This window comes from Alteromonas sp. DY56-G5 (assembly GCF_041414725.1).
Taxonomy (GTDB): domain Bacteria; phylum Pseudomonadota; class Gammaproteobacteria; order Enterobacterales; family Alteromonadaceae; genus Alteromonas; species Alteromonas macleodii.
In genome coordinates this window covers 1-18,611 of record NZ_JANHZQ010000060.1, presented here as the reverse complement: position 1 = coordinate 18,611, position 18,611 = coordinate 1, and the positions used below count along the sequence as shown (strand labels likewise).

Below are 18,611 nucleotides of genomic sequence, written 5' to 3'. Positions count from 1 at the left end.
TGTAGGGTAGTTGTAATTTACAACTCATAGCTAAGCGGTACGAATGAAGGGTAGTTGTAATTTACAACTCATAGCTAAGCGGTACGAATGAAGGGTAGTTGTAATTTACAACTCATAGCTAACCGGTTCGAATGTATGATAGTTGTAATTTACAACTATTTTAAGACCTACATACTCAGGAAAAACAGTATATACATTTGGTTGTTCGTGGAAAGAAAAGTGGAGATATTGGAAGTTTAAAAGTGGCTTGAAGGGGATTAGAGGGGCTAGGGCCCCTCAACTACTTCAGTGCACCAATAGTTTCTAACGTTGAAATAACTTCGTTTAAGGCGTCTTTTTTCGGGAGGCCATCAAAGGAAATTGAAACATTGTTTCCAACTTTTTTGATTATAACTTTGGAACCATCAAGGAATATCTTTTCAGTTTTAGGCTTTTCTTGCTCGGATAAATGACTAACAATAGCTTTTAAAAAAAGATTATCTTTTTTCGAACTATATTTCTCAGAAATTAAGTCGATTGCATTCTGGACTGATAATGGGTCTTTATCATAAAGAGAAGCGACTTCAATCAACTGATGGAGTTTAACCTTCGAGACATCTAAAAGATAATTAGATAAATTACACTCATCATAAAACTTTTTAGCTTTTAGAGAGCGAGATAAGTTCCCTTTATCCCAGCCTATTAAATCTGCAATTTCATTATTAGTTAGAATGCCGTCTTCAACCAGTGGAAGGATTGACAACCACCTTTCAAAAGGCGTGATATCTTGCCTATCCTCATTTTCAGAAAGCATGACCCTAACGGCTTCGGCATCACTAAGCTCTTTGAGAAATGCTTTAAATACTCCCACATCTCTACTTGCTTCAAATCTAATACGGCCCACAATGAGTTCATATACAGCTCTCCCGTCTTTAAGAGTTCTGTCAGTTTTACGAACAATACCTGGAAAATGTTGACCTTCAGTAGTAATAGACCTTTTAATTTGTTGGAATTTGTCGGTGTCTATGGCGCTTTCATGACGGTCATGGTATTTGAACAAAACTACCTGATCATGTTCAAGCTGGAGGATTGGCTCCTTAATAGAACGAGCGCGCTTCTGGTTGGCCCCCATAGCAAGATCAATTGCTGGATTGCTTGATAAAGGCTTATTAGGCAACTCGGAACTAGGGTCTTTTGCAGGAATTGAGGTGCTGCTACTCGCAGCTTGTAAAAGTTTGTTGATATTGCTTTTTCTAGCCATTATTACCATTCCTTAAAGTTAAATCATTAATAACTTCATTGAATAAAGAACGCATATTGTCTGTGATGCGCTTATCTGGCTTCTCTGCTTCCCATGGAGTTTGGAAGACAGCCGACGAATTATCAATAGATTCAGAATGTAACATCTGGTTCGCATACATGTGAGTACCTAAAACAGAGTTCATAACTTCCATGAACTCACGACTCATTGTATTACGTCTATCATACATAGACGCCATTACCTTAATGCTATTGAATGTTTTGTCTTCAGCGACACGAGTTACGTACTGAGTGGCAGTTTCTAGAAATTGCCTGGTACTTACAAAATCCAACATTCTGGGAGGGCAGGGGATGATGATATTATCCACTGAAAGTAAAGTTTGAATACCAATTATGCCTAAGCTTGGTGGGGCATCAACGAAGATAAAATCAAATTCATCTTTGATAGTATCTATACCATCCTTCAAACGCTGAAAATATTCCAGAGCATCTTCTTGTGAGCCGCCACTGATTTGGGATACTGCTTCAAACTCAGAACTACTCAGATGTTGGTTGGCAGGAATGATATAAAGATTATCAAAATGAGTAGGGCGAACTGCATAAGACAACGAGTTTTTTTCGCCATAGAGTGTATATGGCAACACGGTCTCGTTTTCAGATATTTCCTCATCGGCAATGATACCAAATAATGCCGTAGTACTTGCCTGAGAGTCCATATCAATAAGTAATGTACGATAACCTTGTAAAGCCGCGTATTGAGAAATATTTACAGCTGTCGTAGTTTTACCAACACCACCCTTAAAATTATAAAGTGCTGTAGTGATACCAAGTCTTTCATTTGGGTTATTTCGTTTGGCTTTAGGGACAATGCCAAAATGATTTCTAAGAGTATTAACCTGCTCTAGTGTATAACCAATTCTTCTGCCAGTCGCAGGGTCGCGTTCGGGGGGCTCAATCACTCCCGACTCCTCAGCGTTGTAAAGAGTAGTAGTACTTTTGCCAATGATGTTGCAGACTTCTTTGGTAGAAAAAAGTCTCATACGTCTTATGGAATGAGGTGAAATTCCAGCTTGTCTAGCTTGCTGAATTAACAAGTCCATAGCATTTGTTACGGCTTTTAAAGAAGTTTCTGACACTTGAATTACCTTATAATTTCATGTAATGATCGCGAATAATGTGTCTACTTATACTAATACAAGAAAAAAATAAAAAAAGTAAAACTAGTAGAAAAACCAGAAAAATTTAAAAATTGCAGAAAAAGTGATGGAAAATGAAAATAAGCTTCTAGCGAGCGGGATGCTTTCTCATAAAGAAGAGTACCTCAAAACCCTTAAGACCTATATAGGCTCTCAATTTAATGATGGTAGTTACCACGGAGCGGCTTTAGCTCTTTTATCTATTAAGCATCTTAAATATGACCAGATTAAAGTTAACGAGGCCCTGAAGAGAGCAGTTGAACAAACTACTAATATCGAACCTAAAACGATTACTAATAAATTCGTCGCAATTTATCCTTTATTAGAGATTGAAGATGACTATGAAGCACAGATTGAATCAGCTTTAAAGGAGTTAGAAGCAGGTTCGGAAAATAAGATTTGGTACCAATACTCAACTTTTTGCGCGCATACACTTCCATTATCTAAGACCGATGAAAAGGAAATATCTACAGAATACCCTAATAATAAACTAACAATCTCAGCAATTGGTAATCAATCATTACCATATGGTGGAATACCACGTTTAATTATCCTCTACATAAATACCATCGCTGTTAAATATGGAACTGACAAAATAAAACTAGGGAAAAACCTGAAGGAGTTTGTTGAAGCTTTGGGGTATAGAGCCTCTTACATTGAAGGCGGCACCAATGAGCAAGTACTGAATCAACTGGACAGGTTATTTAAAACTGAATTTTCCCATGAGACCTCCAAAAAGACTTTCAATGAAAGCGGCCAACTAGAAATAAACACTAAACAGGTAACATTCAAAATTTTTGATGAAAAGGAGTCCTTTGAAACCCTTAAAGGGGGCTTCACTGAAAAAACAGAGGTATTTGTTAGGTTATCAAACACGTATTATAAAGAAATAAAGGCTCACCCCGTGCCGCTAAGCCTTGAAACAATAAAAAAGCTTAAAAAGAGTCCTCTCGCATTAGACCTGTATGCATTTATATCCTATAGGGCAAACACGCGTAAGATAATTCCTATAAAGCTCGAAGACCTCATGAAACAGTTTGGTATAAAAGAAGAACTATGGAGGTTTAGACCAAAAGCTGAGAAAGCATTAGATTCACTGAAGAAGTTTTGGCCTGAGTGCAACGTAGTTATCAAAAAACAGGCGATGATAATCTTGCCCACGAAAACTCAAATAGTATGAGACACCCATGAAGAAAGGCCAGCATTTAGCTGGCCTTTTTTTTCTCCAACTTCATGCTATGGGGAACACAAATGTTCGAAAAAGATTTATAAATAAATAAAAAAAAATATTCTTTTATAATTTATAAAAAAAATCAAAAAAAATAAAAATAGCTAGATATGGTGGTAGATAGCACAACGTTGATGACGATATCTTTTCATAACCCATAGCATCAAAGTAGAGAAAAAGTAGATCAAGTTGGAGAGATGTTAGATCAAGTTGGAGAAAATTGAGATCAATATGGAGAATAAAACGATCAAGTGATTGCGTTATGGATCAACTAGGAGAGCGCACCGCTACACCCCCCGTAGTACTTGGCTTTCAAGCATTGCCAAGTAGATCTTTCAAGTAGGGTAAGTATAAAAATAGGAAGTATAAATCGATTACTCTTACTCGTTAATTAGATTGTTAAGTGCTGGTAAAGAAGGAAATTTTTTGTCCTTTAACGCAGAGAATGAAGTATTAATGGTAAATTGAACACCTTCAAGCTTTGAAGGGCTAAACCATTCATAGCCCAGGTAGTTAACATAAGGGACACTATTATTGTGAGTAGAGTAATAAAAGCCATCGCTTGATGTGAAATTGACGCCGGTACCAGTAAGTGTGTCTATTGCAAATACTCGCTTATGCGAAAAGGTGATAGAGAAGTCTTGTAGGAATGCTTCGATCACCTCCTCATCCAAATAAAAATTTAATGCCAGTTCTGACACTTGAGCTTCACTAATTAATTCCTTGGAAGGTAGCGCTTCAGCTAAATAAGAAAAATATAAACTGGTAACTAAAGTTTCAGTTAATAGCATATTCATGTAAGAGATGGCCGAATCTCTTACAGTTAGATTATCAGCAGCAAACGGGTAAACATCCCAGACTGCGCGAGGGGTTACTGCACTTTGAATTATTCTAGCTACTTCACATGCTTTCAGGGACTTTGTAGTTCTGAGTTGAATAGATGCATCATTATCATAATCCAGTAGATACTCAGAAAGGTCATCTTGCGTCGAGATAATTTGTTGGGTATTCAAAAATTCAGTTAGTGGACCGTTTACGCCAACAATCTCTGAATATCTTCCAATTTTACATGCCTGAAACAGAGGTAGCATAGAGTTTACAAGAGCTGGGTAGGGGCTCATGTAATTCCCCTCTTTCTGAGATGAAGAAATTATATTTTTTGCTTTAGATAAAGATTCAGATGAGCTAAAAGAACTGTCTTGGCACCCAAATAGTGTAGTTGTTGTGAAAATGGTTATTAAAAATTTGTTGTGCATAGGACTAATCTCCAATTCGGGGCCACTATAGTTTCATATGTTGCTGAAGACACAAGCGCTAATCCGATTTAGAGGATATTAGTCCCTTTGGATATAAACATCCGTTCTCATAGGCATTACTCTGTGAGAATGGCTCTCAACTTCTTCATTAAGTAATGCTAGTTCAAGTTGTTGTTCACTCAATGAAAATTGTTTATATAAATGCTTTAACTCTTCTTCGTAAACTACCAAAGGTTGATCATGTGTGTTTAGGTCAAAAACATGGAAATAGTCAGGAATATCCAACATTTAGAATCTCTTGTGAATAAAGGTAGCCTACTAATATAGTACTGGGCCTGGAAAATACATATCAAAATACCAATAACTCAGAAAAAGCAAATTTACGGATGAATATTAAACAAAAAACAAATAATCATACTAAAAAATACAAAATAGCCAGTAAAGAGCGTGAGGATAAAAAGGATATTCATATACTAAAAAAAAATTAAGAGAAAAATTATGAAGTCTATTGAGAGCACTATACATAAAATCGAGTCAAGAATGTTCGAACCAAAAGTACCTGAAGTTGTGGAAAGTAACGGGTTTGAAGAGGATTTGAAGGTTTATGTTGCAGAACTGACCAAGAAAAAATTTGTGACAAACTACCTAACGTTGGCAATGATGAATGGGGTGCTAGATACTAAAGAAACATACACGCTTGCACAAAAGGCTAGTACATCAGACGGACTTACGAGCTTATATGTACATTTACTACAAAAAGTATCGGAAATTCCTGTTGAAAGTGAAGTTATCCGAAAGGTTGATATATTAATTTGTAATAAGCATTAATGCTTTTGTTATGTATGAATATGCATACCTTGGTTTTATAATTTACTAATAAAATGGTACTAAGTTATCTCATTCCATACTTACTATTAAATGTAGCGTCTAATAATGCACCATAACCATTTGTCTAAAGATATTAATCAAAGAATAATTGATTAGTACAGGAAAAATTTTTCTTCTTTTTAGCGAAATAACCACTAAAATATGCACTGAGTTTAAGAGAAATACTTACTTTTTATGTATTTTCAGAGGGTACATAGGAAGAATCAGAGGTTTCTCTAATATTTATAGTTAAAACCACAAGGATGGTGTGAAACCATTCATCACTAAGTGGTATTAAATAGTCGGTAGTATTAATGAGCAATAAAAATGATAGCTTGAATACTTCAGAAAGGAATGGCCGAATGAATAACTATAAGGTGCCAGTTTTGGTCATCGATGGTCTATATATTCCTCTCCCTGAAGAAGCTAAATATGCTTTTCAAGAAAACAATGGAGTATGGTATTGGTCATCTAGAAGACCAAGAATTGTTTTCGCTGAGCATGACTTGACCAAAGAGATTGGTTGGACACACACTAAAAAGCCCGTTTTAGTCGAGTCTGAATACAAACACAAAGTTCCCTTAATAACTCAACTCACAGCTAAGCGCTGGCAAGACACTCTGCAGTTGACTATGTCTGCAGAGCTTATGCCTGACGCAAAGTTTTTATTATCAGCTGGTAGTAGATAGTTCTAGCTGGGAAAGCCACTTCTTTTGGCTTTCCCAGTTTTCTAAAAACCAGTTATTAATTTCAGATACCGATTCATCTAGAACCATATCGTACTCAGGCCGAGATAGATTCAATTCCACCTGCTCCTCCTGGGGTACCGAACTCAGGCATTCCTTTAACCCCATATCAGAATTCGCAACCCAAACCCCGAATCGAACCCAAGGGTTTCCTTTATCTTTCAATCTTCGCAGTTCTACATCCAATTTATGTAAACTATCTAACAATAGCTTATCTTTTGGGGCTCCATAAAACTTAAAAACGTTATAAAGCAAAAAAGGCATGTGTGCTTTAACGGCATTATGTACTCGTTTATTGGAAGCCGGTAAACAGGAAGCCCTGAAAAAAGGTGGAGATATTGGGTTGGTAGGTAATTCCTTACCAAAGTAAGATTTGACAGGAATTAGGCATAGAATCTCAAAAGCTAACTGGTGCTCTTCATAAAGGAAAGAGTAACCTTTTTTCTTATTGATTAGATTTTTTAGCTTGTTAATCATGGCGAGAAATATTTATTTCGTTTTGTTAAAGTTGCCAAACTCAATTTTTCTTAGAATATCTTCCTTTTTTTCAATAGGGAGCAGGCATCCAAAAATAGCCAAAGATGACACAAAACCACTCCAATAGCCCCCTGTAACAATCGTCATTACTATCATGATGATTATAAAAAATAATCCATGCTTTTCAATGGGAGTTAGTTTTTCGAGAATGTTTGACATAATTTTTCCTTTGGACTGTAAAAAAAATAATGATACACGCTTCTCATTGCGAGACTTATCAATAATCCTACTTATCTAAATTTCCCACATATTTGCCCTCACCAAGGTTCTATTGTCTTATGTAGAAAGCTCCCAACTATCTTTGAATGGGGCGTTTATGGGAACCGTGCAGATTCCACTCTGAAAGAGAGTTTTTGCTATTCCAAATTAAAAAAAGCTAGAAGAATTTGAGGTATAAAATTGAAAATCTGGAGTACTGAAAGCCATAAAGGATATCCACATCATATTAGTGGAAGCCGGAGTAGGGTGAGGGGATATGACTGGAGTGAGCAACTTTCAAAGGACAAAGTTTATGCTTTATTCAAAACATTACACCATACATTTGAACGCAGACTGACTTTTGATAATTCGTTTGACCAAATTGTTTTAGAAAGGTTAGTTAGCATCGAAGTTTCTAAAACCGGGGTATCAAATAATGAGAAAAAGCGGTTTGTCGAAGATATCACTAAAGAATGTAATATAGTCCTTAAAAACCCTACGGTTCTCTGGTTTCTTCATCATCAATTTAGTTTGGTATACGTTGAGCCATTAGAGAAACAGATTCACTCTACGCTCTGTTTTGAAAAGGAAGATTATTACTATTACCTACATATATGCCACGAAATCACAGATCTAAATGAAATGAACGTGAAGCTTATTCTCGGCGGGTTTGGGGGGGTTAATCCACATGAAAACAATGCTTTAGATAGTACCGATTCGGTTCATTTTGCTGTCTATTGTGTTAAATCTCATGATATTAGGTGGATAGGGAGCTGAAGTTCAGATTCTGAAGTCCTTTTGGAAAATTCATTTTTGTAAATCGAATAAAAAAATGTGTTAAAATATCATTATTAGGGTAAGCCCCTATCGATATCAATTCACCAGCCAACTCACCTATTAGAGTTTATCAAAAGAATAATTACGGCTAGTGAAAAGCAAACTTTTTGTTCGGGTAGAAGAATGATAAAACAAATTCTGAAGAGGGTCTCGGACTCTATTTATAAGCCAAGAGTAAATAAGGAAATACAGCAAGCTTTAGAGAGTAGGGAAGGACAGCAATACGTTCAGGCACTGATGCATGGGCTAATAGCTCAAAACTACATACTTAATATGAAGTTTGCTGGCAAAATTACCCAAGGAGAATTCGAAGCACTCATAGAGTTAAGTAAATCGAAAAAAGGTGTTGAAGAAATCGCTGTTCACACAATCCTTAGCGGGGTTGGTAGCTATGCTAAGTTCGAAGGCATCAATGTTATCGAGCCGGAACCACTGGAAAATCCCGATAATTTGAACCCTGATGACTTACATGTAATTGAACCGTTAGACCGGAGCTTACCGGAATCAGAGGAAAACCCGGTATCAATAAAAAAGGTGAATTAGATACCTTCCCAATGGGGGCTTTAAGTTCTCGGCCCCCATCACTACAGTAAAATCCCAACTTATCGCAAGTTTTGACTTAGTTCTGTCGACCTCCGCCACTAAAATTGTTCAATGATTTACAGTCCGGAACTAAGATGCAAATAAACTGCATATATATACTTTCTTTCATCGTTTTAGCAGGCTGCTCACCTTCTGAAAATATATCTAGTATCGCAATGCCCCCCCCTTTAGACGAAGAGGGCCCATTTCAGCTCATCAGCTATGATGGTTCAAGAATTGAAAAACATGTCTTTATCTTGGATGGTAAACAAATAATTGCGCTACCCAAAGCGGTTTATATGGATCGGAACGGAAGAATTGTATTCAAAGACCGCTCACCTATTAAAACTTTTGATGGACATGACATCTATTGGAATGAGCAAGGTATATTTATCTCAAGTGTGGGTGAAATTTTAAGTAAAAGAAACCTCTTTTCTATTGGGGGAAAACCAATGGAAAATACTGATGCTATGATGTTTAAAGATATAGAATTAATAGCCAAATCAAAGGCTAATAAACAATGAGCAGCAGGACAAAATATTTGGATGGATTACGGGGATTGTTAGCAATTGTCGTCTTTAATGAGCATTTCTTAAAAATATTCTACCCACTCAGTACATTATGGGAAATTGATCATACATCAACGGCTAACTTAGCCGACGAATTGCTTGTTTTCTCATTTGCGCAACTGTTCATTGATGGAAGTTTTGCTGTCTCAGGTTTTTTTGTTCTATCTGGATACTTATTAACTAAGGCTTCTTTCGAAAGCGTATATTTTTCAAAGTTAAATTTTCTTGAAAGATGCGTTAAACGCTATCTTAGGTTAGCGGTACCAGTGACGGTCGCGTTAATCGCGGTTTGGTGTCTTCATATGTTGAGAATGTTCTCTTTCGAAGAATTTCTGTCATTAAATATGTCCGCAATTGCTCCGCTTTATTTACCTGGTAATGAACCAGAATTATTCAAGTTAATGGCTCAAGGGGCTTTTTACTCTATTTTCTTTGTTAATGCAGATTTTAACCCTGTAATTTGGACCATAGCCCCTGAGATGTGGTTTGGCGTGATCATATTCTCTCTAATATTCTTCCTCAGGCACCTGGATTCAGCACCTAAAGTTCAAGTTTTATTAGGTTTAGTAAGTATGGGCCTTCTCATTGCATTAGGGAAAGACTATGCGTTCATAGGGATACCATTAGGGGCATTTTTATATTTCAACCTAAAGCTGATAAAAGATCTTCACCTAAGTATGCAACCATTTAAGATATTAATAGTTCTAATTTGCTTAGGGTTTGTACTATATGATGTAAAAGGGGGTAGCACGCATCCTTTAGGTATTTTAGACACAGAGTTTCATCGGGGCATGTCGACATATGTAACTTCGGGGATACTTTGGTTCTTCCTTCTATTTTTAATTATTATCACACCCACTATGCAAGTAGTTCTAAATTCTCCCTTTCTGAACATGGTGGGCAGGTACAGCTTTGGGTTTTATTTAAGTCACTACCTCGTTCTGTGTTCCGTTGGAATGTCCTTACATATTTCTATGCAGAATACATGGCTTACTAGCACCCTTACCGTTGGCCTGTTCTCTTTCGTAACTTCATTGATAATAGGGGCTAGCATGTATAAATATGTGGAAAGGCCTGTTCTTAATTTAAAGTGGGAACGTATTTTCAAAACTAATAAGGTCGGGCGGCCAATCTAAAAAATCCAATGGCGCCAACTATAAGGGGGCACAATATAGAGCACTTAGATTAAAGAGCTGAGAACCGATAGCTTTTAAATGGCCACTTTATATTTCTGCTCTTGATTTAAAAACTTATATGACACATTTGGTGCTTCAAGACTTTCTCCATCCGGAGCAATACCACCGAGAAAATGATACTTAACGTAAATCTCTTTGGTGTACGCTCCCGCTTCCATTTCGACGTCTAACCGCTCATGGACTCTATCGGGGTGGTACAGAGGTTGGTTGAAATAGCATTCTAAATTTACCCACTCAACCATAAATGGCTTTCTTTGCATATCTTGCTTTAATAAATCAATACAGCAGTTGATAACGGTTAATCCTAATTCTTTCTCGAACAGGATTGAGATGGGTTCGTCATCAAAGAGATTTTCAATCTGCTTTGCTAGATAAATATTGAGTTCTGTTTCTAGCTCTTCAATGGTGAACCTAAGTAACTCTTTTTGTATTCTATGTTTTTTCCAAAATAGATTTATAGTGCTCTTTACCAGAAATAAAAATATCTCATTCTTACACAATCGAGCGTTTGAGCTATAACTAGACGCATCAAAGTAACCATCCCTTTCAGGCTTAAGTGGCACATTCATTTCTAATAAGTCTGGGTTATCCATGAATGTCTGGGGGGCAGCTCTCTTCATCTCATTAAGAGCATGAGCTTCCAAAAACTCGAGCGCTTTTTCACGACAGGTTTTTCTTACTTTGAATTCATACTTTCCTATTTGATAACAAATGGAACTAAATACATCTGTGCACTTTGAAACGTCTTCTGGTACACCTGCACTTCCGCAGCCTCTGAATAGCAAAGAAATACTCTTCGAAAATGCCGTCATCCACTCATATAAGAAATGTTGACTACCCTGATTATTGTTTTCAGTTAGAAAAATAGAAAGCACCAAAGCCAGTATTTGAGGACAACGAACAATTTTAGTAATGTCATACAATGAAATTTCTGAGATACCTAGGCTATTAATATACCGGCAATACTCCAACCTTAATTTTGATTCGTCATTAAATCCTGGAATGAGGGGAGAGGATATTATAGAAATGATATCCTGCACGGGAGAGAGCTTACCGCTTACTTTTAATATATTCACATAAAGAGTGACGGCTCTGAATTCAAGCAAGATATTTGAAAATGCACTTTTCGAATGGGCACTTATTGGGTTCCCTATAGAGTCGCTGTCTAACCTGTATATATCGTATGAAGTGTTTCGCAACAACTTTTTTTGCTCTAACTTGGGTGTATTTTGCCCAAAAAAACATGCGGGATTATCAATCTCTAGCTCTTTGTAGGGTGCGGAGATTGCGTTAAATAGGGATATTAAAAGTGGAGGTAAGGAGCGGAAGCCATATAGCTTTACTGAACTAATAGAGATATTTATGGAGTCTTTACAACTGATTAATTTATTGATTGCGCACTCCTTTGTTATCCAGATATTATTTGTTTTATCAACTTCTTCAATCACAGTTTCAAAGTAATCTTTTGTCACATGCAGTGGTAAATAGTCTTTGTCCTGCCAATATAACTTTTTCTCGTAACCGACCCCCAGAGCATGAGCAACAGTTTGCAATCCATTTGCCTCTTTAGGAGGGATGGTACTAACTACCTCCATCCAATGAATAAATATATTTTCTTCATCGAGAATCTGTTTTTTGAAAAGTTCGTGTGAACAATCATTAGATATGCTAACGCACAAAAACTCGACGAGCTCTACAACTGTTAGAAATAGATAGCTGGAAGCCAACTCTCCACGAAGGGCTTGAGTTTGGACACGCAAGAAAGTTGCCTTAGATGCCCTATCGGGGAACAAAACAACTTCATACCTTTTTATTGCCATTTTTTGAAAAACCTCAGTGATACTTTTTTTGTAAAGTAGCCTTCAGCCCCAATCATGCAAATTTAAAAGAAAAGAGATTTAACGCAAGGTATGTCCATTTTTATGTTCTGATAGCTGAGTTTTTCCTGCCAAATGACTTGTGGCAATGGCCTTGCTAAAAACATCTTGGGTGTGGATATCGATATTATTTTCAGTTGCTATTTCTTTAAACGAATTTACAGTTTCTGTAATATCGGCGAACGTCTCTACAACAGAGATCCCCTCGGGGGAAACTTGTCTAGCTAATACTTCAGCAAAATTCTTATCGATAGAAAAAAATTTCTTTGCCCGAAGACCATCAGAAAAAGCTAAGTCAAAAACTGAAGTATGATAAGGGTTAGGTAGGTTGTTAAAAGCTGGTGCTAGACGCCACTCGTTGTGACCGATATCCATCAACTCTAGATTGTTTAAGCCATTACTAGTTACATTTAGATGTCCACAGAATAACGCTCTGCGAAAAAGCTCATCTAAATCCGCTTCCGGTTCAGAACTAAAACTTTTAATAATTTGTGATGCCACACCATAATCTAGATGCCCATGAGCTGAGGGATTATTAGAAATAAGTGCTGAAAAAGGAACTGAATTTAGCCTTATTTTCACTCCTGATTCATGATTAGCAAATTTATAATTTTCTTGAAAAGAGACCTGAACACCATTCATATCGACCATCTTCACCGCTGCAGAGTCAATTGTACATTGAGTCTCTAACTTGAATGTTAATAGTCGTGCTTGGTGTTCATCAAAGCTAGTGCTTTCAGAATGCTTATAAAAATATGATTGAGAAGAATGCTTTTCTTTAATGTTAAAGATTAACCTATTACCCGATGCTGAATTATAAGGAAGCATTTTTTCTAATGATGGCAAAACTAGGCTATCGACATTTGCCCCTTCAATTGCAACGATAATAGACAGCATCTCGTCAACAGACTCGATCATCGAGTTGTTCTGTTCATTTTGACCGTTTAAGTGTATTGCTCCCCTGTCTCCATACAACTCACTGACTACTGATAATTGCTGGAATTGGTTTAATTTATCGAAGCCTTCGAGGCATTTGTTAAATAAAGAGTACCCAAGAGAGCTTGGCAGAAATTGTTGAAAATAAGGTGGGATAATCCCTTTAGTAGAAGGTTCTATGTATGCCTTAGTTTTATTGGAAAGGCTTAAATTCATAGGATCTAATTCGGCCCCGGATTTAGCCAAATAATCATCATCATAATGGAATGATACTGCGCCATCAGTATATTTATTGTCATATAGAAGGTGACCTACATACTGGTAGCACTGTTCCTTGTTCGACCATTTATGGACATGTATAAAATCTTTCAAACTAGAGTGCCTATTTGACTGGAGCGTTCAATTTTCTAGTTGCAGCATTTGCTGATTCAACAAGTTCATTTTTAGCTTTCTTCCTAACAAGTTGCATTATTTGTAAAGTAGGCTGTTGACCGTAAGAAACAGCTTTAATGAGGTCAGGAAAAGCACCCATCTCATATATATAAGAGGCTACAATACCCCATGTAGAATTCGGAGAACCTTGCTCACACCTTTCAATAGTAGTTCTTGCTGGAGAGTTACCTAAATATTTGCTCAATACCTCTTCACCAAAGTTCGCTCTAGAGCGCAACGATGCATCGTGTGAATTTCTGAACCTTCTGAATGAATCTCCTAAACACTCTAAATAATTGACAATATGATCAGAATTGATACTTGGCCTTTCAAGTAATAACCCTTTGTATTCATCGGAGCTAGAGCTTTTCATTATCTGTTAGCTTGTGAGAGAACTAGGTCAATGCTTTGAACGTGTGACTGATATTGAGAAGAAGTTTCAGAAATCTGACTAAATTCATTGAACAGATTTTGAAGGGCTACTTTATCTTCAATGTCTAATATTTGAATTTGACCGAGTAATTGGGCAACTTTCAGCGAAGGATCAACAACAGTATCTCTTATAAGTTCCATGAGTTCATCAGCTTCAAATGCAGAACGGGCATCAGAAGGTAGAACCTGGAGATAAATTTGAATAACTTTGTTATCTATGTCACCGAAGTTCTCTGGTGTGATATCTAGGTGCGCCATTACAAAAATAGCACATAATGATTGAGCAGCCTGTTTCATTGACTTGTCCATTTCATAAAGGGTTGCGGATAATTCGAAGCGCTTAAGGAGTTTAAAAACAGATAGATGAGTTTTTATTACTCGCAATTTAGTAGTTCCTACAGAACAAAGTAGGTGAAATTGTTTCTTATATTCGATCAACAATCCCCATCCTACTTCAGGACTGCCAATAATGGCCGTTCTTGTGATGAGACCTTGATGGCCTAAAGCTTCTATGTCTTTAGTATAAATCAATAGTTGGCGGCTCACGAGCATCCCTCACAGTTTCTGGGTCTGGGAACTCTATTTTTTATATAGTCTGATGGAAAGGACAAATTTCAAATAAGTCGGGATACTAGCTTATTAGCTAGGTTAGATATTGTATCTTGCACCAAACTTTTTATTCAAACCAATAGTGATGTACTTACCAAGTGACATAAGCCAATCAGCCAAGAAGCTAGCAATTTTAGGACTCGCTCTACTTATCGGGAACTCATTTTTTTATTCCCCCCCGAGCATAGCCACCAGCATAAGCCAGATACCTTTCCTGTCGTTGATTGTAAACCTCATAGCGTTGCTTATAGCGTGGCAATTTAAACAATCGAGAGTATCAGTTTCGCTTCTCATATTGTTTATTTCAGAATGCATATTATTGGTTAGTCCTCTTTTAGCCTTTACAGACTTTTATCGTCATAGCTTGATCGAGGGGATGATTTATTCATTTTGCTTCATAATTATGATGAAAGACAAAGCGCCAAGCTTGGGGCGGGCTTTCGAAGGAGTCGCGATTTTCTTAGGCATGATCGTTCTTGCCTTGTTAGTCAAAATAGCTGTTATAAATGCAATTCAATCAGATGTAGCTATCCAAGTTTTCAATACTCTAAAAATTAGTCTGATTTTCACATTTGCGGTACTGGCTTTAGCTCTGAAGCCTACAGGAAATAACTTTACAATCTCATTATTCATCTGTGTCTTCTGTATGTTGATAGTACATAACATGGTAGCCAATAATTTTATCGGGTTACTAATTTTATCTGCATGTATTTTAAACCTCTTAGTTGACACTTATGCAATGGCATACAACGACGAACTAACTGGAATAAAAGGAAGGCGAGCTCTTGATTCTGATACTAGCTCTCTAGGTACTAATTACACAGTTGTCATGGCGGATGTTGATTACTTCAAAAAATTTAATGATAAGTATGGCCACAGTGTAGGAGATCAGGTGTTAAAAATGGTTGCAGGTAAACTCTCTGCAGTGAAAGGGGGTGGGAAAGCATATAGATGGGGCGGAGAAGAGTTTACTTTATTATTTCCTAATAAAAGCCCAGATGAAGTATTTCCTTTCATTGAAGAAGTGCGCCAAAGCATTGCCGATTATGAATTCAAAATTCGAGATAAAAATGAAAGAAAAAAAGGCAGTGAGGACAATCGCGGAAACGTCAATACTTCACCAGAAATTGTGCATGTGACAATGAGTTTTGGTGCTACTAATCCAGCTATTCAACAAGAAGCTTTCGGCAAAGTAATTAAGCGAGCGGACGCGCTTTTATATAAAGCTAAAGAGGACGGTAGAAACAAAGTAGTAGTAGAAGAAAGTAGCTTTTAAGGAGAAGCATAAGTGAGTGAACTAACAAAAAATTTCGACGCGTCTTTACTCGATAAATTAGAGCATGTAGTGGTTCATGGGTACATAGCTGAAGAACATTTCAAGTCTCTTCTAACCAGTGTGGTAGGTGAGAAAATAACGGATAAAATAAACAATGGCTCTTTAAAAGTTAATTTTATCGGAGAACAATTTGAAAAGAAAAAGCCCGATTCAACAACGTTGGTTGTTGAAGTTAGTAGCACTGTAATTGGATTTAGTATCGGAACCCATGAAGTAACCATTAATCCAATTGATAACAATTTAGAAAACAAACTTAAAGGTATTAATAGCCTAGATACGTCATATGAAGAACTCTTCGAACTTGGCTATAGCGCAGCACTTCAGTGTATTAATGTAGAGGACTATAAGAGGGGAGATTCACCTAATTATATTGTTGTCCATGCTGGATATAGAAAAGGTCTAGGTGAACTATAGTGTTAAGAACATTCGTATCCGTGGCCTTACTTAGTTTTCAACTAAATGCAGCGCCACTACTTCTCTCTGGTGACCTTAACAAGGATCTCAGTCTAACTAACTTAGCCATAAACAAAAAATTTGAAGGTACAAATGAGTACTTATCTGTTGCTCAGTATCAATTAAGTTACGCAGACGGTTACCATTCAAAGCCTTTCCGAGATGTATTCGATAGAAATCTTTTTATAAAAAAATTTGAAGAATACATTAATCCCAAAGTTAAAAAATGGGATGCTGCAGGACTAATAAATGATGTTACAACTAAATATGACGAAGTTGTTGTGTATGGCTTAGATAACCTTATTCCAATGCCACCGTTGCTCAATAGGCAAGGGGGAATATGGTACCAGCTCAAAAGATATGAATTGGAAATGGCGCAGATATTGGGCCGGGTTAGTGTGGTGAGCGGTTATCATGTCAACGATGGGGATTCAGTATACTTCAAAATTCTGGTGAATGAAGAAAACGCTACCACCATATCTTATTTAATGTCTGAAAGAGATTCTAATTCAAATCTAAGTTACTACATAACGTCAATTTCATGTATTGAATCTCTAATCGAACGGGATGTATTTGCCAAGGAGCATCCTGTAATTAGCACTGCAAACAATTCTGCGGCGCAAAGCCCTTTCATATGGACATCGGGTGGAAAGGAACCACACAAATGCAGGTTAAGTGAGAGTGAGTGAAAATATGCTTAATCGACTAATTTCCTCGCATATTTGTAAAGGCAAGCTCGAAATGTTTTTGCAACCCCAGGTCAACGTTTTAACCGGCAAGATAATTGGAATCGAGCTTCTTGTTAGGTGGGTTAACCATCTCGGAAAATCAATAGAGCCTCATTTTTTTCTGCCCCTAATCAGAAACTCTAAATATAAAGCAAAATTTTCACAATGGGTTCTTGAAGAGGCCTTTAGAGTTAGCGAGGCTCTTTGTATTGAAGGCTTTAATGGCAGGGTAGCTTGCAACCTTGATGCATCTGAAATGTATAGTGGGATTGAATTTTTCTTACATAAGCTGAGAAAGGAATACCCCAAAGCAGGAGAAGTCGAAATTGAAGTTACCGAGGTAGGTCACCTTAGTGATAGAAAAAACTTAGAAGCTTATATCGAATGCTTTAAAAAACACGGAATTAAGGTTGCTCTAGATGATTTTGGAACTGGGTTGAATAATTTCGATGCGGTTTTTAATTACGATATCGATAAGGTCAAAACAGATAAGAAGTTCCTAAATCTCAATGTCGAGGTGAGGGAAGCATTTTTTAGTAGCATATGTTCAATAACAGAAAAGCTGGGACTGGATCTAGTTGTTGAAGGTATAGAAACTACCTCTGAATTAATTGCGTTGCAGGAACTAGGAGTTACTACAGTACAAGGCTTTTATATTTCTAAACCAATTCCATTCAAAGACTTTGTAAGTTCTCATAAAAACTCGTTAGGGATTATTAATGAAGAAAATATTGCTAATTGCAATTCTTAGCGCTCTTTCTCTTGCTACCAGAGCGGGAGAAACCCACCCAGTTGGTGTTGTGAAGAGAATATTGTCGCCAAATATACTTGAAATTGAACTCTCAAAAGGAGTCATCAAGTTTGAGCTATTAGGGCCTGACTTTTCGCAATTAGATAGCAACTGCTCAAGTTCACTTCTGGTGCAAGAATACTGTGCGTATATAGAAGAAATTGTAGGGAATAGGTTAGTAGGAATCGCATTGGAAGACGCTTCAGGTGATTTGCTGAAAGGTGATCTGACCTTTGATGGCACTTCTTTAGCATTGCTCCTAATAAAAGGTGGATATCTTAGAGTTAATACTCGCTACCACCTGAACCATGCATTATTGATTGCTGAAGAAGAGGCTAGATGCTTATACAAAGGTATTTGGGCAAATAGAAGGGGTGAACTTGAATACGAAAAATCTTGTATGGGTAGATAAATGTTTAGTTACTTTTTTAAAAATGTAGTTCCATTTAGATATGAAGTTGAAGGTGATGTGATAAGTGAAGAAATGCTCTGAATCGCACCGGTAAATTCGGAGGCGGATTTGTTTGAGTTATGCTGCCGCATCTTTACCTAATTGTCGATAATAGT

General features: G+C 37.0%; 22 protein-coding genes. 12 read left to right on the top strand and 10 right to left on the bottom strand.

What is annotated here, in order from left to right; translation table 11 throughout:
- Nucleotides 1-280: 280 nt before the first annotated feature.
- Both NO989_RS19800 and NO989_RS19795 read right to left on the bottom strand, forming a co-directional pair.
- Nucleotides 281-1,240: a ParB N-terminal domain-containing protein gene (locus tag NO989_RS19800; protein ID WP_348681045.1), complete on the bottom strand. Its 960-nt coding sequence runs from the start codon at nucleotides 1,238-1,240 to the stop codon at nucleotides 281-283.
- Nucleotides 1,233-2,375 carry an AAA family ATPase gene (locus NO989_RS19795; protein ID WP_348681046.1) on the bottom strand — a complete coding sequence of 381 codons (1,143 nt, stop codon included), beginning with the start codon at nucleotides 2,373-2,375 and terminating at the stop codon, nucleotides 1,233-1,235. Before NO989_RS19795 ends, NO989_RS19800 begins: the two co-directional genes overlap by 8 nt.
- Before the next feature lie 127 nt (nucleotides 2,376-2,502).
- Between NO989_RS19795 and NO989_RS19790 the strand changes: the two genes are divergently transcribed.
- Nucleotides 2,503-3,615, top strand: coding sequence for a replication protein RepA (locus NO989_RS19790; RefSeq protein WP_348681047.1), 1,113 nt, complete (start codon nucleotides 2,503-2,505; stop codon nucleotides 3,613-3,615).
- 428 nt (nucleotides 3,616-4,043) lie between these two features.
- Here NO989_RS19790 and NO989_RS19785 read toward each other — a convergent pair whose 3' ends face one another.
- Together NO989_RS19785 and NO989_RS19780 are read right to left on the bottom strand one after the other, a co-directional pair.
- The gene (locus NO989_RS19785; RefSeq protein ID WP_371343058.1) at nucleotides 4,044-4,784 is read right to left on the bottom strand and encodes a hypothetical protein; all 741 of its coding nucleotides are present in this window, start codon (nucleotides 4,782-4,784) and stop codon (nucleotides 4,044-4,046) included.
- 213 nt (nucleotides 4,785-4,997) lie between these two features.
- On the bottom strand, nucleotides 4,998-5,207 hold the full coding sequence (locus NO989_RS19780) for a hypothetical protein (RefSeq protein ID WP_371343057.1): 210 nt from the start codon (nucleotides 5,205-5,207) through the stop codon (nucleotides 4,998-5,000).
- A gap of 210 nt (nucleotides 5,208-5,417) precedes the next feature.
- Here NO989_RS19780 and NO989_RS19775 point away from each other — a divergent pair, with 210 nt between their 5' ends.
- Together NO989_RS19775 and NO989_RS19770 are read left to right on the top strand one after the other, a co-directional pair.
- Nucleotides 5,418-5,747, top strand: coding sequence for a hypothetical protein (locus NO989_RS19775; RefSeq protein ID WP_371343056.1), 330 nt, complete (start codon nucleotides 5,418-5,420; stop codon nucleotides 5,745-5,747).
- A 353-nt stretch (nucleotides 5,748-6,100) separates the two neighbouring features.
- A complete protein-coding gene (locus tag NO989_RS19770) occupies nucleotides 6,101-6,475 on the top strand; it encodes a hypothetical protein (RefSeq protein ID WP_139125498.1) in 375 nt (124 codons plus the stop codon).
- On the opposite strand, the gene NO989_RS19765 is transcribed toward NO989_RS19770, so the two are convergent.
- Nucleotides 6,458-7,009, bottom strand: a complete 552-nt coding sequence (locus NO989_RS19765; RefSeq protein WP_371343055.1) for a hypothetical protein — start codon at nucleotides 7,007-7,009, stop codon at nucleotides 6,458-6,460. The genes NO989_RS19770 and NO989_RS19765 overlap by 18 nt on opposite strands.
- Before the next feature lie 12 nt (nucleotides 7,010-7,021).
- The gene (locus NO989_RS19760; RefSeq protein WP_348681306.1) at nucleotides 7,022-7,228 is read right to left on the bottom strand and encodes a hypothetical protein; all 207 of its coding nucleotides are present in this window, start codon (nucleotides 7,226-7,228) and stop codon (nucleotides 7,022-7,024) included.
- A gap of 240 nt (nucleotides 7,229-7,468) precedes the next feature.
- Here NO989_RS19760 and NO989_RS19755 point away from each other — a divergent pair, with 240 nt between their 5' ends.
- From NO989_RS19755 to NO989_RS19740, 4 genes are all read left to right on the top strand, one after another.
- Nucleotides 7,469-8,044: a hypothetical protein gene (locus NO989_RS19755; protein WP_371343054.1), complete on the top strand. Its 576-nt coding sequence runs from the start codon at nucleotides 7,469-7,471 to the stop codon at nucleotides 8,042-8,044.
- A 183-nt stretch (nucleotides 8,045-8,227) separates the two neighbouring features.
- The gene (locus tag NO989_RS19750) at nucleotides 8,228-8,647 is read left to right on the top strand and encodes a hypothetical protein (RefSeq protein ID WP_371343053.1); all 420 of its coding nucleotides are present in this window, start codon (nucleotides 8,228-8,230) and stop codon (nucleotides 8,645-8,647) included.
- A 134-nt stretch (nucleotides 8,648-8,781) separates the two neighbouring features.
- Nucleotides 8,782-9,210 carry a hypothetical protein gene (locus NO989_RS19745; RefSeq protein ID WP_348681311.1) on the top strand — a complete coding sequence of 143 codons (429 nt, stop codon included), beginning with the start codon at nucleotides 8,782-8,784 and terminating at the stop codon, nucleotides 9,208-9,210.
- Nucleotides 9,207-10,391 carry an acyltransferase gene (locus NO989_RS19740; protein WP_348681312.1) on the top strand — a complete coding sequence of 395 codons (1,185 nt, stop codon included), beginning with the start codon at nucleotides 9,207-9,209 and terminating at the stop codon, nucleotides 10,389-10,391. The genes NO989_RS19745 and NO989_RS19740 overlap by 4 nt, the downstream gene beginning before the upstream one ends.
- 74 nt (nucleotides 10,392-10,465) lie before the next feature.
- Here NO989_RS19740 and NO989_RS19735 read toward each other — a convergent pair whose 3' ends face one another.
- From NO989_RS19735 to NO989_RS19720, 4 genes are all read right to left on the bottom strand, one after another.
- Entirely contained in the window at nucleotides 10,466-12,271 is a 1,806-nt protein-coding gene (locus tag NO989_RS19735; RefSeq protein ID WP_371343052.1) for a hypothetical protein, read from the bottom strand.
- A gap of 78 nt (nucleotides 12,272-12,349) precedes the next feature.
- On the bottom strand, nucleotides 12,350-13,636 hold the full coding sequence (locus NO989_RS19730; protein WP_348681315.1) for a HipA N-terminal domain-containing protein: 1,287 nt from the start codon (nucleotides 13,634-13,636) through the stop codon (nucleotides 12,350-12,352).
- Between the two features lie 10 nt (nucleotides 13,637-13,646).
- Entirely contained in the window at nucleotides 13,647-14,069 is a 423-nt protein-coding gene (locus NO989_RS19725; RefSeq protein WP_348681318.1) for a hypothetical protein, read from the bottom strand.
- A complete protein-coding gene (locus NO989_RS19720) occupies nucleotides 14,069-14,674 on the bottom strand; it encodes a hypothetical protein (protein ID WP_348681320.1) in 606 nt (201 codons plus the stop codon). The genes NO989_RS19725 and NO989_RS19720 overlap by 1 nt, the downstream gene beginning before the upstream one ends.
- Nucleotides 14,675-15,140: 466 nt before the next feature.
- Between NO989_RS19720 and NO989_RS19715 the strand changes: the two genes are divergently transcribed.
- The 5 genes from NO989_RS19715 to NO989_RS19695 are packed head-to-tail and all read left to right on the top strand — an operon-like array spanning nucleotide 15,141 to nucleotide 18,456.
- Nucleotides 15,141-16,013 carry a GGDEF domain-containing protein gene (locus NO989_RS19715; protein ID WP_348681321.1) on the top strand — a complete coding sequence of 291 codons (873 nt, stop codon included), beginning with the start codon at nucleotides 15,141-15,143 and terminating at the stop codon, nucleotides 16,011-16,013.
- Between the two features lie 12 nt (nucleotides 16,014-16,025).
- Entirely contained in the window at nucleotides 16,026-16,487 is a 462-nt protein-coding gene (locus tag NO989_RS19710; protein WP_371343051.1) for a hypothetical protein, read from the top strand.
- Nucleotides 16,487-17,215 (top strand): hypothetical protein, encoded by a 729-nt coding sequence (locus NO989_RS19705; protein WP_371343050.1) that lies wholly within the window; start codon nucleotides 16,487-16,489, stop codon nucleotides 17,213-17,215. The genes NO989_RS19710 and NO989_RS19705 overlap by 1 nt, the downstream gene beginning before the upstream one ends.
- A 4-nt stretch (nucleotides 17,216-17,219) precedes the next feature.
- On the top strand, nucleotides 17,220-18,005 hold the full coding sequence (locus NO989_RS19700; protein ID WP_371343059.1) for an EAL domain-containing protein: 786 nt from the start codon (nucleotides 17,220-17,222) through the stop codon (nucleotides 18,003-18,005).
- A complete protein-coding gene (locus tag NO989_RS19695) occupies nucleotides 17,974-18,456 on the top strand; it encodes a hypothetical protein (protein WP_348681324.1) in 483 nt (160 codons plus the stop codon). Before NO989_RS19700 ends, NO989_RS19695 begins: the two co-directional genes overlap by 32 nt.
- The last annotated feature ends 155 nt before the right edge of the window (nucleotides 18,457-18,611 follow it).

Bases quoted from the DNA above. Each gene is read 5' to 3' on its own strand.
- NO989_RS19715 (WP_348681321.1), top strand. From the start codon at position 15,141: ATGATGAAAGACAAAGCGCCAAGCTTGGGGCGGGCTTTCGAAGGAGTC.
- NO989_RS19760 (WP_348681306.1), bottom strand. From the start codon at position 7,228: ATGTCAAACATTCTCGAAAAACTAACTCCCATTGAAAAGCATGGATTA.
- NO989_RS19785 (WP_371343058.1), bottom strand. From the start codon at position 4,784: ATGAGCCCCTACCCAGCTCTTGTAAACTCTATGCTACCTCTGTTTCAG.
- NO989_RS19780 (WP_371343057.1), bottom strand. From the start codon at position 5,207: ATGTTGGATATTCCTGACTATTTCCATGTTTTTGACCTAAACACACAT.
- NO989_RS19725 (WP_348681318.1), bottom strand. From the start codon at position 14,069: ATGAAAAGCTCTAGCTCCGATGAATACAAAGGGTTATTACTTGAAAGG.
- NO989_RS19800 (WP_348681045.1), bottom strand. From the start codon at position 1,240: ATGGCTAGAAAAAGCAATATCAACAAACTTTTACAAGCTGCGAGTAGC.
- NO989_RS19750 (WP_371343053.1), top strand. From the start codon at position 8,228: ATGATAAAACAAATTCTGAAGAGGGTCTCGGACTCTATTTATAAGCCA.
- NO989_RS19695 (WP_348681324.1), top strand. From the start codon at position 17,974: ATGAAGAAAATATTGCTAATTGCAATTCTTAGCGCTCTTTCTCTTGCT.
- NO989_RS19740 (WP_348681312.1), top strand. From the start codon at position 9,207: ATGAGCAGCAGGACAAAATATTTGGATGGATTACGGGGATTGTTAGCA.
- NO989_RS19745 (WP_348681311.1), top strand. From the start codon at position 8,782: ATGCAAATAAACTGCATATATATACTTTCTTTCATCGTTTTAGCAGGC.
- NO989_RS19770 (WP_139125498.1), top strand. From the start codon at position 6,101: ATGAGCAATAAAAATGATAGCTTGAATACTTCAGAAAGGAATGGCCGA.
- NO989_RS19765 (WP_371343055.1), bottom strand. From the start codon at position 7,009: ATGATTAACAAGCTAAAAAATCTAATCAATAAGAAAAAAGGTTACTCT.
- NO989_RS19700 (WP_371343059.1), top strand. From the start codon at position 17,220: ATGCTTAATCGACTAATTTCCTCGCATATTTGTAAAGGCAAGCTCGAA.
- NO989_RS19775 (WP_371343056.1), top strand. From the start codon at position 5,418: ATGAAGTCTATTGAGAGCACTATACATAAAATCGAGTCAAGAATGTTC.
- NO989_RS19790 (WP_348681047.1), top strand. From the start codon at position 2,503: ATGGAAAATGAAAATAAGCTTCTAGCGAGCGGGATGCTTTCTCATAAA.
- NO989_RS19735 (WP_371343052.1), bottom strand. From the start codon at position 12,271: ATGGCAATAAAAAGGTATGAAGTTGTTTTGTTCCCCGATAGGGCATCT.